The organism is Caballeronia sp. LjRoot31 (assembly GCF_964253885.1).
GTDB lineage: Bacteria > Pseudomonadota > Gammaproteobacteria > Burkholderiales > Burkholderiaceae > Caballeronia.
Genome location: NZ_CAXURX020000003.1, coordinates 1,502,582 through 1,517,525, shown reverse-complemented (window position 1 = coordinate 1,517,525; position 14,944 = coordinate 1,502,582). Strand labels below are relative to the sequence as shown.

General features: G+C 60.2%; 14 protein-coding genes. 5 read left to right on the top strand and 9 right to left on the bottom strand.

The features are described 5' to 3' along the window. Window positions 1-2: 2 nt before the first annotated feature. From ACSQ8V_RS35490 to ACSQ8V_RS35450, 9 genes are all read right to left on the bottom strand, one after another. On the bottom strand, window positions 3-800 hold the full coding sequence (locus ACSQ8V_RS35490; RefSeq protein ID WP_436208933.1) for an HpcH/HpaI aldolase/citrate lyase family protein: 798 nt from the start codon (window positions 798-800) through the stop codon (window positions 3-5). Window positions 801-854: 54 nt separating this feature from the next. Continuing rightward, the gene (locus ACSQ8V_RS35485) at window positions 855-2,111 is read right to left on the bottom strand and encodes a CoA transferase (protein ID WP_213762704.1); all 1,257 of its coding nucleotides are present in this window, start codon (window positions 2,109-2,111) and stop codon (window positions 855-857) included. After that, window positions 2,108-2,971: an FAS1-like dehydratase domain-containing protein gene (locus ACSQ8V_RS35480; RefSeq protein WP_436208932.1), complete on the bottom strand. Its 864-nt coding sequence runs from the start codon at window positions 2,969-2,971 to the stop codon at window positions 2,108-2,110. Before ACSQ8V_RS35480 ends, ACSQ8V_RS35485 begins: the two co-directional genes overlap by 4 nt. A 221-nt stretch (window positions 2,972-3,192) precedes the next feature. After that, complete coding sequence (locus tag ACSQ8V_RS35475; protein WP_436208931.1) at window positions 3,193-4,248, bottom strand: methyl-accepting chemotaxis protein; 1,056 nt, start codon at window positions 4,246-4,248, stop codon at window positions 3,193-3,195. A gap of 652 nt (window positions 4,249-4,900) precedes the next feature. After that, window positions 4,901-5,890: a zinc-dependent alcohol dehydrogenase family protein gene (locus tag ACSQ8V_RS35470; protein WP_436208930.1), complete on the bottom strand. Its 990-nt coding sequence runs from the start codon at window positions 5,888-5,890 to the stop codon at window positions 4,901-4,903. A 17-nt stretch (window positions 5,891-5,907) separates the two neighbouring features. Continuing rightward, window positions 5,908-6,660 carry an SDR family NAD(P)-dependent oxidoreductase gene (locus ACSQ8V_RS35465; RefSeq protein ID WP_213762708.1) on the bottom strand — a complete coding sequence of 251 codons (753 nt, stop codon included), beginning with the start codon at window positions 6,658-6,660 and terminating at the stop codon, window positions 5,908-5,910. Between the two features lie 167 nt (window positions 6,661-6,827). Beyond that, a complete protein-coding gene (locus ACSQ8V_RS35460; RefSeq protein ID WP_436208929.1) occupies window positions 6,828-7,730 on the bottom strand; it encodes a LysR substrate-binding domain-containing protein in 903 nt (300 codons plus the stop codon). A 66-nt stretch (window positions 7,731-7,796) separates the two neighbouring features. Further along, window positions 7,797-10,175: an ATP-binding protein gene (locus ACSQ8V_RS35455; RefSeq protein WP_436208928.1), complete on the bottom strand. Its 2,379-nt coding sequence runs from the start codon at window positions 10,173-10,175 to the stop codon at window positions 7,797-7,799. Between the two features lie 120 nt (window positions 10,176-10,295). Continuing rightward, window positions 10,296-11,000, bottom strand: coding sequence for a response regulator transcription factor (locus ACSQ8V_RS35450; protein WP_213762711.1), 705 nt, complete (start codon window positions 10,998-11,000; stop codon window positions 10,296-10,298). Window positions 11,001-11,660: 660 nt separating this feature from the next. On the opposite strand from ACSQ8V_RS35450, the gene ACSQ8V_RS35445 reads away from it, so the two are divergent. From ACSQ8V_RS35445 to ACSQ8V_RS35425, 5 genes are all read left to right on the top strand, one after another. Then, window positions 11,661-12,518, top strand: coding sequence for a flagellin (locus tag ACSQ8V_RS35445; protein ID WP_436208927.1), 858 nt, complete (start codon window positions 11,661-11,663; stop codon window positions 12,516-12,518). Window positions 12,519-12,701: 183 nt separating this feature from the next. After that, window positions 12,702-13,562, top strand: coding sequence for a FliM/FliN family flagellar motor C-terminal domain-containing protein (locus tag ACSQ8V_RS35440; RefSeq protein WP_436208926.1), 861 nt, complete (start codon window positions 12,702-12,704; stop codon window positions 13,560-13,562). Between the two features lies 1 nt (window position 13,563). Continuing rightward, window positions 13,564-13,920 carry a flagellar motor switch protein FliN gene (fliN, locus tag ACSQ8V_RS35435; RefSeq protein WP_436186331.1) on the top strand — a complete coding sequence of 119 codons (357 nt, stop codon included), beginning with the start codon at window positions 13,564-13,566 and terminating at the stop codon, window positions 13,918-13,920. Further along, window positions 13,917-14,672 (top strand): flagellar type III secretion system pore protein FliP, encoded by a 756-nt coding sequence (gene fliP / locus ACSQ8V_RS35430; RefSeq protein ID WP_213762714.1) that lies wholly within the window; start codon window positions 13,917-13,919, stop codon window positions 14,670-14,672. Before fliN ends, fliP begins: the two co-directional genes overlap by 4 nt. Then, a complete protein-coding gene (locus ACSQ8V_RS35425) occupies window positions 14,672-14,944 on the top strand; it encodes a flagellar biosynthetic protein FliQ (protein ID WP_436186330.1) in 273 nt (90 codons plus the stop codon). Before fliP ends, ACSQ8V_RS35425 begins: the two co-directional genes overlap by 1 nt.

The following is a 14,944-nucleotide window of genomic DNA, read 5'->3' as shown; positions in this document are numbered from 1 at the left end:
TTTTATGCGGCGCGTGCACGGCTGAGAATCCTCGCGGCCCGTTCGATAACCGGTGCATCGACCATCTTGCCGTCGAGTGAAAATGCGCCCGCGCCGCTCTCTGCTCGATCCACGATGCGCGACGCCCACTCCACCTCGGCGTCCGAGGGAGAAAACCAGCTGTTCACATCGGCCACTTGCGCGGGATGAATGCAGAGCTTGCCGCCAAAGCCGACGCGCCTCGCGTGTTCGCAGGCGCGCTGCAAGGTATCGGGCTCGTGAATGGAGAGTGCCGGACCGTCAACGGGCGTGCCGATATTCGCAAGCCTCGAGGCAAGCACGAGCTGAGATCGATAGAACAATAGTTCCTCACCATCGCCTTGCAAGTTCAGGTCGAGACAAAAATCGACCGTCCCGAAGAGCAGCCGCGCTGTCTGAGGGTGGCCGGCTATGCTCTTTGCATTCGCAATACCCGCAGCGGTTTCGATGATCGGCAAGAGCGGTTTGGGTGCATGCAAGGCGCTTTGTACGGCATCGAGTTCCTGCCTGCCCTCGGCTTTCGGCAATACGATACCGGTCACGCCCGTCGACGCGCATAACGCCATGTCCTGCGTGAACCATGCGGTGTCCACGGTGTTCACTCGTAATAGCGCCTGGCCGCCCGCATCGAAGAACAGACGGGCAGCGTCGCGAGCATCGTCCTTCGCCTCGGCGGACACGGCATCTTCCAGATCGATGATGACCGCATCCGCGCCGGACGCAACCGCCTTGGCGAAACGCGCTGGATGAGTCGCGGGAACGAAGAGATAGGAGCGGGTCAACGCGGCGTCCATGGTCTGGCGGCTCGAAAATAGAATGAAGACATCAGAACGCAATCAACGGCGAACCGTCGGGTCCGCCTGCGGACCGGCGACAATGCCGGCATCGTGAAGCTTGCCAACGGCGGCGCCATCCAGGCCGAGCACGCTGCTCAGCACCTCGTCGGTATGCTGCCCAAGCAGAGCCGCGGGCCGCAGTTCACCACGCGTCAACCCTTCGGCGCGCACCGGCGTGCCGGTGGCCCAATGATCACCCACGCCCTCCGTGCGAATGCGCTGATATAACGGGTTGTTTGCGCCAACGCGCCCGTCCTCCCGCAACAGTTCCCGCACGTTGCGATAGGGCCCCCAGCAGACGCGCTGCGCATCGAAACGCTGCGCGATCTCCTCATAGGAACGCGCGGCGAACCACGGCTCCATGAGTGCCGCGATAGCTTCGCGCGCTTCGTATCGATGCGACTCGTCGGTCAGGTCATGGCCCAGCCGCGCGGAAAGTTCTGCGATCGCCTCGCCGAGTTCGCATGCGCCCACAAGGGCTTTCCACTGTCCCGCCGAGATCCCGGCAACCATCACGCGCTTGCCGTCGCGCGTTACGAAGTCCCGCCCGAAGGCACCGTAGATGAAGTTACCGATAGGCTCGCGCTCGCGCTCCAGCACTTCGGCTTCGGTCATGATGCCGAGATGAGAAAGCATCGAGAATGCAACGTCAGAGAGGGCGAGCTTGAGCTCCGCACCGGTGCCCGTCGCGCGGCGCGCCATCACGGCACACGTCACCGCCAACGCCGCCTGATACGCGCAGCACGCATCCCAGGCGGGGAACGCGCTGTTCACCGGCGTCTCGTGCGTGCTGGACACCGGAGCTTCACCCAGACCCTGCACGAACGGATAGCCCGTTGCGCAGTTCACCGTATAGTCCACCGCCGTTGAACCGTCGAAGTTACCTTGTATGGTACAACTGATCAAATCTTCGCGAAGCGCCGCGAGATTTGCATGACTGAGCCATGGGACACCCACGTTGGTCAGCAGGATTCCGCCCCCGTCGCCGGGCGCCGTGACCAGTTGCTGAACGAGTTCGCGGCCGCGAGGTTGGTGGATATCGATTGCAATGGACCTCTTTTCCTTGTTGAGACCGGTCCAGTAGAGGCTGCGTCCCGAGGGCGCCAACGGCATGCGCGCATAGTCGATACCGCCACCGATCATGTCGATCCTGATCACGTCCGCGCCGAACTGCGACAGCGTCAGCCCTGCAAGCGGCGCTGCAATAAATGCAGAACTTTCGATTACCCGGACTTTGTCGAGAAAGGGATAGCTCATGATCGGAAGTCTGCCGTCCCGACCGTCGCGGTCGCTTCCATTGTGACGAACCCCTCAGCGTCCCGGGTCCAGAGATGCGCGCCCGTGCCGTCAGTCGCGGGCTTTCCGCACAGCATGACAGGAGCGCCATCCATGAGTGGCCGGATGCCCCGAAACTCAAAGCTGGATAGGGGCTGTCGAAGATGGTGTTGCGCGAAACCGGCGAGCAAGGTCGCAACCAGTGGGCCTTGCACGACCAGACCCGCATAACCTTCCTGGCGGATCGCGTAGTCGCGATCGTAATGAATACGATGGCCGTTGAACGTCAGCGCGCTATAGCGGAACAGTAAGCGGGGGTCGGGAGTGAAACTGCGGGTCCAGTCGTGGTTGGCCGGCGCCTTCTTCGGTTGAGAGGCCGCGGGCGATCCCCCCTCTGAGCCGCGGTACACAATATCCTGCTGCTCTTCGATCAGCAGCACGTTTTCGCGTGTATGCCGGTGCTTTACCGTGACGAATACGAGCGGCCCGGACGTGCCGGCCGCTTCGCGAATAGCGCTCACGGTCGAGGTCCGCGTCAGCGTGTCTCCGATCACCGGCGAGTCCCGGAAGATCAGTTTTCCGCCCGCCCACATGCGGCGCGGCAACTTGACCGGCGGCAAGAACCCTCCCTTGCGCGGATGGCCGTCGTCGCCTAGAGCATCCTGCGCCGCGGGCGACCAGAAGTACATCCAGTGCCACAGCGGCGGCAAGATCCTGTCGCGCAGTGTGCCGGGAATGTCGGCTGAAAGCGTGGCCGCCGCCGCATTGAAACGAACTGGGTCCAGCGTATCGGTCAGTACTTCGGTGTTCCCGATCCAGCCGTTCAATGAATCGTCGGTCATGTCTGCTTGCCTTGTTCGCATCCGCTATGCGAACAAGATTAAGGGGGGGACATGGGCCTGACAAACAAAATTATCTTGCGGATTATGCTGTTTTTCAACAATGCCGGATGCTGCCGCGTTCCTGACCGCGTTTCTAACCTTTTCTAACCTTGACTAACCGGCCCAGCAATCTGACAACGCGCACTCAACCGCTCAACTCGCTCAATTCCCTCGACTCCCGATTACGATGCGTGGCTTGGCTGTTGCTCAATCACCCCGAACCATCCCATGCCGCGATAGGTTTCATAGCCCGGTGTCAGCGCGTATCCGACCAGCGAGCCGCGAGTCGTACGGAAGGTTCCCGTGTCTGCGGCACCCGTCGGCAGGTCGAAACGGACACCCTCGCGACCCGCTTTGGCGGAGTCGGCAATCACCCGGCCACTGCCGTCGACGATCATGCAACGGGTTCGCGCCCGTTCTTCGCCGATCAACCTGACGCCATTCACCACAGCCGACGCCTGCTTGGCCCAGTCGAAAAATACGGCCAGCACGCCGACGACCTTTCCATCACTCGCACCGCCCTGCCGAACCGCCGTCGCATAGGTGGCAACCTGCGCGCCGTTCAACTCAGTGACCGTGTCGATATTAGCCGCCGCGTAATCATCGCCCGAGCGCGTGCGAAGCGCCGCGGTGAACCACTCGTGCTGGGCTGCGTTCGTTGTGCCGGCGACTGGAAATTGCGAAGATCGCCCGTTCGCAATGACACGGCCCTGGAGGTCCAGCGCCCAGATGTCGAGGTAGACGGTATAGCTGTCGAGGATGACCGACAGTCGCTTGGATGCATGTTCGGCGGCGGCCGCGGAGTCGGCCGTCATGCAATCGACAATCGCTGCATCGGTTGCCCACCAGCGCACATCGCACGACCGCTCGTAGAGGTTCCGGTCAATCACGTCGATCATATTCAGTGCAAGGTCAGTGAGCCGCTGGCCTTGCTGTCGCTCCAGCTCGGTCACCATGCGCTCGCTGAGCGTGGTCAATTCCTTGCCGAGTTCGCCGGTGAGTTGTCCGATCCGGGCGGACACGTTCTTCACCTGATTCGCCACAACGGCAAAACCCCGGCCCGCTTCTCCGGCGCGGGCTGCTTCGATCAGCGCATTGATCGCGAGATAAGTCGCCTCCCGGTTAATCAGGTCGATATCCGCGATTTTATCGCTGGATATCCTGCGCACTTCGCTGGTCAACTCAGCGATGACCGCGCCTTCCGACGGTTGAGGGCGTTTTTCCGGCACTATGGACATGTCTATGGATCCCCGTTGAATTACGCTGCGGCCGCCAGGTGGCTCCCCCTTGGCGCGAACAAGTCATCAGGGTTAACGGTATGTCCCCCTGCAAACTTGAGGGCCAAACGTGGATTGAGTTGGGCCTGTCCGGTTGTGTCTGCGCGCTTTAGCTCGACTAAGCATAAAGCGAGACGAGTAATTCTTCTTGATCGCCAAAATCATCAGCGATTTCGTGCACGTCACGGCGACGTAGAAAGACCGTCCGAGGGGAACGTCCCGTCCAGCATGCTGGAACTGCCTGGGTATCGTGAGGTGATCGTGAGGTGATCGTGAGGTGAAAAAGACGCCGGAGCGAACTCCGGCGTAAAAGGTTCGGTGCCCGGGGGGAAACCGAACCTGAGAGACTAAAAAAATATAGGGACTCGATTTAGACGTAAGGGTGTCCTCAATATCTGGACTTTCCCGTAGGCCTGGCGTCCTGGCGAGCGTGTCGAATGGCACTGATCAACCCATGTCCATCGTTCAACGGTACTTGCCGAACGCCTCGCACTCGACCTGTGCATTGACCCGGAGGCTCCCTCCAAATTTCCGGGCCAACTGGAAATGAGGTGGCAGGCCGTGCCGGTCCTGATACGGATCAGCGGCGCCGTGATCCTGGTCCGCAGACTGGCTACAGCGTCACGACGATCTTCCCGACCTGGCTGCCCGACTCCATGTAACGATGCGCCTCGGCGATCTCTTCAAATGCAAAGATGCGGTCGATGTTGGGTCTCAATGCGCCAACAGACAAGCCACGAGTGATGAACTCTTTTGCCCGTTCCAGCTTCTGCGGATCACCGGTAATTTCGAACAATTCGTAACCGCGCAACGTTAAGTGCTTGCCCAGCAGGTCCATCACCGGAACTGAAATGTCCCGCGTGTCGAGGGCGCCATACTGGAAAAATATACCTTGCCTGGAGAGAGCCCTGAGAAGGTTCGCCACATCCGGCCCGCCCACTGGATCAAAGGCGATACGCGCACCTTTCCCGTGGCTGATTTCCATCACCTGTCCCTGCAGGTCCTGATCGTTGCCTGCAAGCACATGCGCCGCTCCTGCGTCCAACAACGCCTGACGTTTCTGGCTGCTGCGGGTCAGCGCAACCGGCGTAGCGCCGACCATGTTGGCGATCTGAATTGCGGCTTGTCCAACGCTGCTGGACGCCGCCCCGATAAGTACAGTATCCCCTGCCTGCAGGTCGCCCATTTCGATCAGCGCGCCGTAGGCTGTGGTGAACATCATCCAGGTTGCGGCCGCTTCCTCAAAGGACAGGCCGGCGGGATTCTTCACCACCGCGTGCATAGGCGCATTCACCAACTCGCCATACAGGCCATATTCTGCGAAAGAGAAGGCCGGAATCACACTCACCGCGTCCCCAACCGCAACGTTGGTAACGCCCTCGCCTACCGATTCGACCACGCCGGCCGCTTCGTATCCCAAAGCCGCTGGGAAACGAGGCTCGATGACATACTGACCGGTTCGGTACATGACCTCGGCGCGATTGATACCAATGGCCTTGACGCGGATCTGGACCTCGTGTGCCTTCGGTGCCGATACCTCGACATCGTCAATCTGAAGCACTTCAGGACCGCCGACACGATGAAAACGGATCGCTCTGGACATAGTGGTTCGTCTCCCGTTCAGAATGAGTAGCGGCGCATACCGCCGTCTACGAGCAACACCGTGCCGGTAATGTACCGGGCGCGGGGCGAGACGAGAAACGTCACCGCATTGGCGACGTCCTGGGGTTCGCCAAAGTCTCCCAGTGCAATCTCGCGCTCGGCGAACTTGCGGCGCTCATCTCCGGGATAAAGCCGGCGGATCTGCGCAGTATCGATCAAGCCCGGTTGCACACAGTTGACCGTGACGCCGTACTGCCCCAGTTGCTCGGAAAGCCCCTTGGCCCATACGACCAGCCCTGCCTTGGCCACCATCGCGGCGTTGACCACCTCGGGTTCGAGATTGCCCGAGAGGTTAAGGATAGAGCCGCTACGACGCTCGATGAATTGCGGCAGCAACTTCTGCGTCAACTGCCGATGACGATCGAAATTCAGCGTCATGCCTTCGACCCATTGTTCCTCGGGCGCATCGATGTCCATGGGTCTGCTGCCGCCCGCGTTGTTGACCAGGATATCGACATGACCCAACCGGGACATCGCCGCGGCGGCAATACGCTCCGGCGCATCGGCAGCCATAAAGTCCTGAAGCAGGACTTCGGGCTTGACGCCCCCGGCCTCGACAATTTCATGACTCAAGCTCGCGAGCAACGCTTCATTGCGAGCCGTGACCAATATTTTCACGCCTTCGGCGGCAAGTGTTTTGGCAATTGCCCGGCCGAGACCCTGGCTTGCGCCTGTTACGAGCGCGGTCTTACCGCTAAGTTGCAGATCCATCGTGGCACTCCTTCATCGAATCGAGACGGGATGACCGGCTCAGGCGATCCACTCATGCAGGAGTCACCCGAGGCTGGCATCTGACGATGAGGTACTGTAGACCGTGGATTGCTTACGATATACGGCTATAGCCGTTACTGATTGTTATTGAAATGATAACAATCAATTCAGGCAGGATATTGACGCCCTATTAGTTCGGATAACCAATCGATAAACACCCGGACCTTGGTTGGCAGATGCGTTCTGCTCGGATACATGATCGAGACCGGCTTCGGAACGGTGGCAACATTCTGCAGGACCTCGATCAATTGACCTGAACTGATATAGGGCTGAAGGGACGGTCGAAGCCCCTGCAGCAAACCGAAACCTGCCAGACCGCACGACAGGAACGCTTCGGAGTCGTCGGTCTGGATACCGCTGTCGAGTTTCAACGTGACGCTTTCCCCGCCAGGACAGAACGCCCATTCCATCACCCTGCGATTACGTCCGCTGAAAAAATTCACCGCCTTGTGCCTGCGAAGATCGTCGAGCGTGTGCGGCACGCCGTGGCGGGAAAGATAGGCCGGCGAGCCGCACGTGACCATTGGGATCGCGCCTATTTTGCGTGCCACGATACTGGAATCCTTGTGCTCACCGAGCCGTACGGCACAGTCGACACCGCCGCTGATCAGATCGACCGGGTGGTCGCTCGCGCCGAGCACGAGATCGATTTGGGGGTACTTCTGCTGAAATGCCGGCAAGGCGGGGATGATGATCGCCTTGGCCAGGGTCACGGCTACGTCAAAGCGCAGACGTCCCTTCGGTAGAACCCTCTGCTGGGAGAAGCTCGCAAAAGTATCATTGACGCTTGCCAGAACCTCAAGGCAACGCTTGTAGAACTCCTCTCCCTCGGCCGTCGTGCTGACTTTGCGAGTGCTGCGATTAAGCAACCTGATTCCTAGTTCCTGTTCGAGTTGCTGGACCGCCTTCGAAACGGCGGGACGATGCAATTGCAACGCTTGCGCCGCGCTCGTAAAGCTGCCCCCTTCAACGATGTGCACATAAACCTGCATCGTTTGCAGACGATCCATATCGGCCCCCGATTGACTATGACGAGCGATCTTCGCACACTCGGCCCCGGGGAGGCCGCGCCGGACTCATAGGCATGGAACCGCCTGGCTTGCAACGATTCCTGCGTCAGGTTCCACCCCGAACACTCCAGCGGTGAATGCCGGCAGCACGATACGAAACTCCGTGCCCATCCCTGATTCGCTCGTCACGCTCAAAGATCCGCCATGTCGCTGGATAACGGCCTTGACGAATGCCAGGCCGAGTCCCAGGCCGTCTGCGACATCGCGATGGGTCTCCACCTGAAAAAACGGCTCGAATATTCGCGTCATGGCTTCGCCCGAGATGCCGATTCCCTCGTCGATCACATACAGTTCGAACGAGGCTGGCCCTGCCCTGGATATCCCGATCCGAATCGACGTATGTGACGGCGAATACTTGACAGCGTTGTCCAGCACGTTGACCACCGCCCGGATCAACATGTCGCTGCTGGCCATCACGAGCGTGTCGGCAATCTGCCCAATCGGTCCGATCAACTGGACTGACTTGCGCTCCGCCGTCGACCAGACCTGATCCATCGCTTCAACGGCCACGTCGTAGAGTGTAATAGGCGAGAACGCGTCCCGGTCAAGCTGCTCAGCACGCGACAGCTGCATGAAATCTTTCGCCACCCGCAGCGAATAATCGGCTTGCCGGCGTAGATCGGCCAGGAATTGCTGATCGCTTTGCGGCACGCTTTCCTGGCTTTCCGCCGCGCGTTCTTCGATGAGCGCCAGCATGGTTGTCAGCGGACTACGCAGATCGTGCGCGACGTGCCTTAACATCAACCGGTCATGCATCACGCCGTCCTTGACGTCTGAAATGTCGACGAGGCAAATCAAACGGAGCACGCGCTCTTCCGCAGCGGCCGGACTGAATGACATGTACGGTACGCATAGCAGTATGTGTTCACGGCCATCCAGATCGACCTCGTGACTGGTCGATTCCGTCGCCACGGAATACTCGCTGACCAATCGCTCGATTCTCAGCATCGGCGACGCAACCGGATTGGGCGAGTCGGCTCCGGCGGACGAATCCCACCCAGCCATCAACGCGGCCGCTTTCGCATTGCAGACCGTCACGCGGTCATTCACCGCGAGAAAAACGGGACACGGCAGGCGGTTGATCAGGTTCACGTACATCTTCTGCCACGACCGGATCTCGCGCATGGCGGTTTTGACATCGTTGAGCGAATCGCCGGTCTCCAGACCCGAGATCCAGTCCGACGCAGCGGGCTCCGTCGCGCCGATCGCTGTCGAGATCGCGCGTAATTTGCGGATCTCGCGCCGCAACACGTCGACCATCCTGGCAAGCCGATCCCACGCGTGGAACGCATAAATCAGGACGCAAACGATTGGCAAAAGGCCGATACTTAAGCAATAGTGGAACAGAGCGAGCAGCCCGATCGGGATGGCGAACAGCAGCGCGCCCCAGGCAACCGCCGCGGCATGCATTCGCCGGCCCTGAGTGAAGCTGCAGATCAGCACCATGACCAATGCCATGGCGACGTAAAACGGTACCGCTACAATCCCCGGCACTTCCCGGGCCAGGTTCCCGCTGACAAGGGATTCAGCAATCAACGCGTCGAGTTGCGCGCGCGACACGGTCTGCGCGTCAAGTGATGACGTCTGGAAGACGCCTTGGCCGCGCCAGACAGAATGACCGACGAACACAATCTTGCCGGCAAGGCTCGACGAGGGAATCCGGCCCCGCACGACATCGGCATAGGAATATTGCGGAATGTCCGCCACGCCCCGCAGCATCAGCAACACGGCGTTCGTCATGTGTTGGCTGACCGACTGGGCATAAGGTCGCAGATAACTTTCGAGCATGCCGGACGGCAAGACCTCGCCCCCTACACGGACCGCTTCCAAAGCGATGTGCCGTTCCAGGGTCGAACCGTTGGCGTGATTCGGAATGAAGCCGCTCACGACGCCGTAATGGCCCATCGTCACTTCGCCGTGACCAACCGCTGCCGCGTTCTTCTTCAGTTCCGCCTGCAATGGCGTTTTAAGATCGATGCCTACCCCATCCGTTCCCGCCGACCCCAGCAATACGACCCTGCCGTGTTTCGCCATCGCGTCTGTCAGGTCGATGGTGTCCGTGCGCGGCGTGATCATCAGATCCAGCGCGACGCTACCCGCATCGTGCAATCGGGTGATCAGTGGTGCGTAGGAATCAGCCAGGCCCGCGGCGCCGATCTCTCGCATCGAGGGTTCGTCAATGTTGACGACCACGACCTTGTTCGAAGCCGGATGAGCGAACAAGCGCGTCACGGTATCGAACAAAACCCGGTCAAGCGCGCCGGACATCGTGGCGCCGCCGGGATACCAGCTCAGGGCGGCGAGCACCAGCATCACTGCGGTGAAGACAATTTTGCGGATCCGCCGCTTGGACGAACCGCTGGTGGAAAATCGCGTGAGGGCCATAACGGTACCGCGTAATTGGTGGCTGATTGGTGAGCGACGTTCGTGCGAAACGAGATGGGAGATGCTTTTTCCCGCGATGCCAACGACACGCCGGCGGCCGGCGTGTCATTGGCTAAAGGATCAGATTGTTCGCACGCGCTCCAGCCTGTAACCGAAACTGTAGACGGTCGAGATCACAAGGCCGTTCCTCGAACACAACCCGAGTACATTGCGCAGTTTGCTGATATAGGTGGCCAGTGACGCATCGTATTTCCTGTCAATGGCTCCCCAGATTTGCTTGATGAGTGCGTCTTTTGTGACGATGCGCCCCAGATTGTGGAAGAGCTGCAGCGCAAGATCGAATTCCCGCACTGACAGGGCTATGTCGCGGGTCCCGCTGGCCTCGTCAATCTGCACGCTACGCGCGTCGACATCGAACGTGTAGTTCCCCACCCTCATCTGTTTGAGCCGATCAGCGTCGGGGTAGTATTTGCGTGCCTGAGCGTTGACGCGTGCCACCAGCTCGCGTTCCCGGGCCGGCTTGACGAGATAGTCGTCCGCCCCGCAGTTCAGGCCATGAACAATATCCTCCTCGCCGTCATGCTGGGTCAGCACAATAACCGGCAAGGTGTTCGACAGCGTTTTTCTCGTCCACCGCAGAACGCCGATGCCTGACGTGCCGGGTACATCCCAGTCGAGCACGAGCATGTCCAGGGGTTCGGACCGGATCAAGTCGATAAAGCTGTCGCCGTCGTGCCGGATAACACTGTCGTGGCCGGCTGCCTTGAGCCAGGTCGCCACGGTCTGGGCCTGTCCGACCGAGTCTTCGAGTATGCCAATGCGCATGACTCTCCCAATGTAGTCGCGTGATGCGTTAAATAAATCGGAAAACGAAAAATAGGGACGAACTGTGCGGAGCACAGTGTCCTGGCAGAAATTCCGCAACCACGCTGAATGCGGGGATTCGTGTTTAAAGAAGTAGCGATAACGACGCAGCCGGATACGGGGACGTATCCGGCGAGCGAAGTCGCATCCGCACGGCTGACCACGTGCGCAGCACAACGTTGGACTCTGCCCGCACGCCTGCGAGCCTTTTCTGCTTATTTTTCTGTTTGTTCATGAATCACACCCCGGTTCGCCCGAACCGCAATGCTTGCCGGTGAGCGAATCTTTGATATTTGGTCTGTTACTCGTCGCCGCATCAATTCCGCGGCGCTCATTTTTCTGTCGTCCTCTCAGGACGCATAGTGACTGCGCATGTCGCACGCCATGCTCTCGGAATCATCGCGGCGACCGGCAGACTCTACACAAGCAAAATGAAATATACATTACATAATAATTACATGCTTGAATTGGCGGCAACTATTCGTGGCAACAAACTGGGTCTGTCGTCACACGCATTTAATGTTTTCCTCCCGAGGGTCGTTCTGTGAAGGCGTCGTCATCTTTACTTTCGCATCAGGCGGCAATCCTTTTCCCGACAGACCTTCAAGGAGTCACCCGCTCATGTTGAGCCTTCACACGAACTCGGCTTCCCTGTCCATCCAGAACACTCTGGCGAATACGCGCTCGGCGCTGGACACCTCGATGACCCGCCTCGGCACGGGCTATCGCATCAACTCGGCAAAGGACGACGCTGCCGGCCTGCAGATCGCTACACGGCTCGCCGCGCAGACACGCGGCATGGCCGTCGCGATGCAGAACACGCAGAATGGCATGTCCATGCTGCAAACGGCCGATGGAGCGTTCAATGAAACCGGCAACATCCTGCTGCGAATGAAGGACCTTGCCACGCAGGCGGCCGATGCCTCGTCGACCGCCAAGGACAAGGACGCGATGCAGGCCGAATTCGACGCGCTCGGCGCCGAACTCGCGAACATCATGACGAACACGGCCTACGGCGGTGAAAAGCTGCTGGATGAAACTGGCAAGCTGAGCGGGGCAATGACGTTCCAGATCGGCGCAAGCGCCGGGGAAACGATGGAAGTGGACGTCGGCGAGCTGCTGACGGCGCTCGCCGAAAGCTTTGGGGAAGTCAGTGCGAACTATGGCGCCCCCGGCAACGCAGGCACGGAACTGGCCAACGGCGCAAACGCGATGATTGACACCATCAACGATGCGCTCGAGGCCGTCGGCGTGATGCGCTCGGCACTCGGCGCGTCGCAAAACCGCCTCGATCACATCAGTAACAACCTTGCGAATATGTCGAGCAATACGACCGACGCGCAAGGCCGCATCATGGACGTCGACTATGCGGCCGAAAGCGCCAACATGACCTCGAAGCAGATTCTCATGCAGGCAAGCACGTCGATGCTCAAGCAAAGCGGCAGCATGAGCCAGATGGTTCTGTCGCTCCTCCAATAACGTCTTTACGGCGTTACTGAACAGGGCCGATCCGCCCCGCGCGGATCGGCCCTGTTCTTGTGTCTTCTCGCGAATGCCTGTCGAGGCCACTCCCCCTTTTTTAGATTTTGTTAAGACTCTTCGCGCGCCCACGGCGCGACCCTGAGAATCACGGCTTCGTCGAGTTCATCGAGAAGCCCATCCGTGTCGAGATCAAATCAACTTTCCATCGGATCTTTCACATCCAGCCAACCGGTTGTGCTGGACCCGTGCACGCTCGGCAGGCCATTTCACCTGCTCGATGATTTCAATGGCCGCCTGGGCAGGCAAGTCGACCGTGTCCTGAGCAGCCGCTTCAACCGGCGGCGTGGCGCGGCATTCGCTGTCAGCGGCGTGAGCACTGCGTCTTGCGCTGCACCGTCCGGCGGAGCGGTCTGGCGCGGTATTGAATTGCCGACCGGAGGCGTCGCCGTCAAGATCGCGAGGCGCATGCTGCTCGCGATGCTCGATTGCCACTACGGCAACAAAGGCTCCACGCTATTCGACGATGCCACCCCGGAAACCGAAACCGAACATCGCTTCGGCGCGTTGATCAGCACGGCGCTGCTCGATGCGCTGATCACGTGCATCGAGCCGTCGCCCGACCTGACGCTGCTGACCAAGCCGGTAGCTCCGCCCGAGCGCGGCCGCCGTGTGATCCGCGTCGAGATACGGGAGCCGGCTCTCGGCCTCGCCGATGCGCTCGAATTCACGCTCGACGATGCCTGGCTAAGCCGGCTGTTCGCGAGCGTCGCACCGGCGCGCGCTTCTGCGTCGCCGGCTTCATCGTTTAACGCGATGCGTCATTCACCCCTCGCCGACCGCATCCCCATCACGGTAAGCGTGCGCATGCTGTCTCGCGACCTGCGGCTCGACGAACTGTTCAACCTGGCGCCAGGCGACATTCTTCCGGTGCGTGTTTCCGACACAGCGGAAGTGCTCGTCGAAGGATCGCGTCTGTACCGGGCTGTGATCGCCGAACAAGGCGGATCGCTTTGGCTCACCTCTTTCGAAGATGTCGAATGACATGAATCCTGACGACGATATCCATCTGGGCCCGAATGACACCTCTGACACCTCCGACGGCATGACGCCGGACTCCGGCCATCCGGCAGGTTCCGGGGCCCGCGTGCCCCGGGTGCAGCGCATGCTGGACAAGATTCCGGTGCGCCTTACCCTGGAAGTGGGTTCCGCCACACTGCCGCTATCCGAGCTGATCGGACTCGAACATGGATCAGTGCTTGAGCTCGACCGGCTGGCAGGCGAACCCCTCGTGATCAAGGTCAACGGCACGGCCATCGGCACGGCGGAAGTGGTTGTGTCGGGCGAGAACTACGGTTTGAAGATCGTCGCGCTGGACGACCTCAAGACCCTCGCGCAATGACGCTTCGCACCCGCCGCGGCTACTTTCCGAGCCTGCTGGTTCTAGGCGCGGGTCTCGCGCTGTCGCTGCCGGCGTATGCCGATTCGCTTACGCTATCGAGCGGCACGGGCGGCGAGGCGCCGTTCACGGTCAAGACCCAGATCCTCGTGCTGATGACGCTGCTCGGGCTGCTACCCGCGCTGCTGATGACCATGACGAGCTTCCTGCGCTATGTGATCGTGTTGTCGCTGCTGCGCCAGGCGCTCGGACTGCAACAAGGTCTGCCGAGCCGCATAGTTACCGGCGTCGCGCTGGTGCTCACGCTGCTTACCATGCGCCCGGTCGGCGAGGAAATCTGGACCAAGGCGTTCCTGCCCTACGACCAGGACAAGATCGGCATGCAGGAGGCGCTGCGCACGGCCGGCGCACCGCTGTCGCGGTTCATGCTCGCGCAAACCAGCAAAGCCACGTTGGCCCATATGGCGAAGCTCTCCGGCGCGCAGCCCGTCGAGAAGCCGGAAGATCACGCTTTCCTCGTGAAACTATCGGCGTTCGTTCTCAGCGAATTGAAGACGGCCTTCCAGATTGGCTGCATGCTGTTCATTCCGTTTCTCGTGATCGACATCATCGTCGCGTGCATTCTGATGGCAATGGGCATGATGATGTTGTCGCCGCTGGTTGTCTCGTTACCGTTGAAACTGCTCCTGTTCGTCCTCGTCGACGGCTGGTCGCTCACGGTCAACACGCTGATCACCAGCGTGCGGAGCTACTGATGCTGACGCCGGACCTGGCCGCGGATATTGCGAATGACGCGTTGCGTCTCGTGATGCTGATCGTGATCGTGCTGATCACGCCGGGGCTCATCACCGGTCTGCTTGTCAGCATGTTCCAGGCCGCTACGCAGATCAACGAGCAGACCATGAGTTTCCTGCCGCGTCTGCTTGTCACACTGGTCGCATTGGGCGCGGCTGGCCCGTGGATCGCCGACCGCTTGATGCATTATTGCGTCGATATTTTTCAGCGTGCGGCGCACATCGCCGGCTGA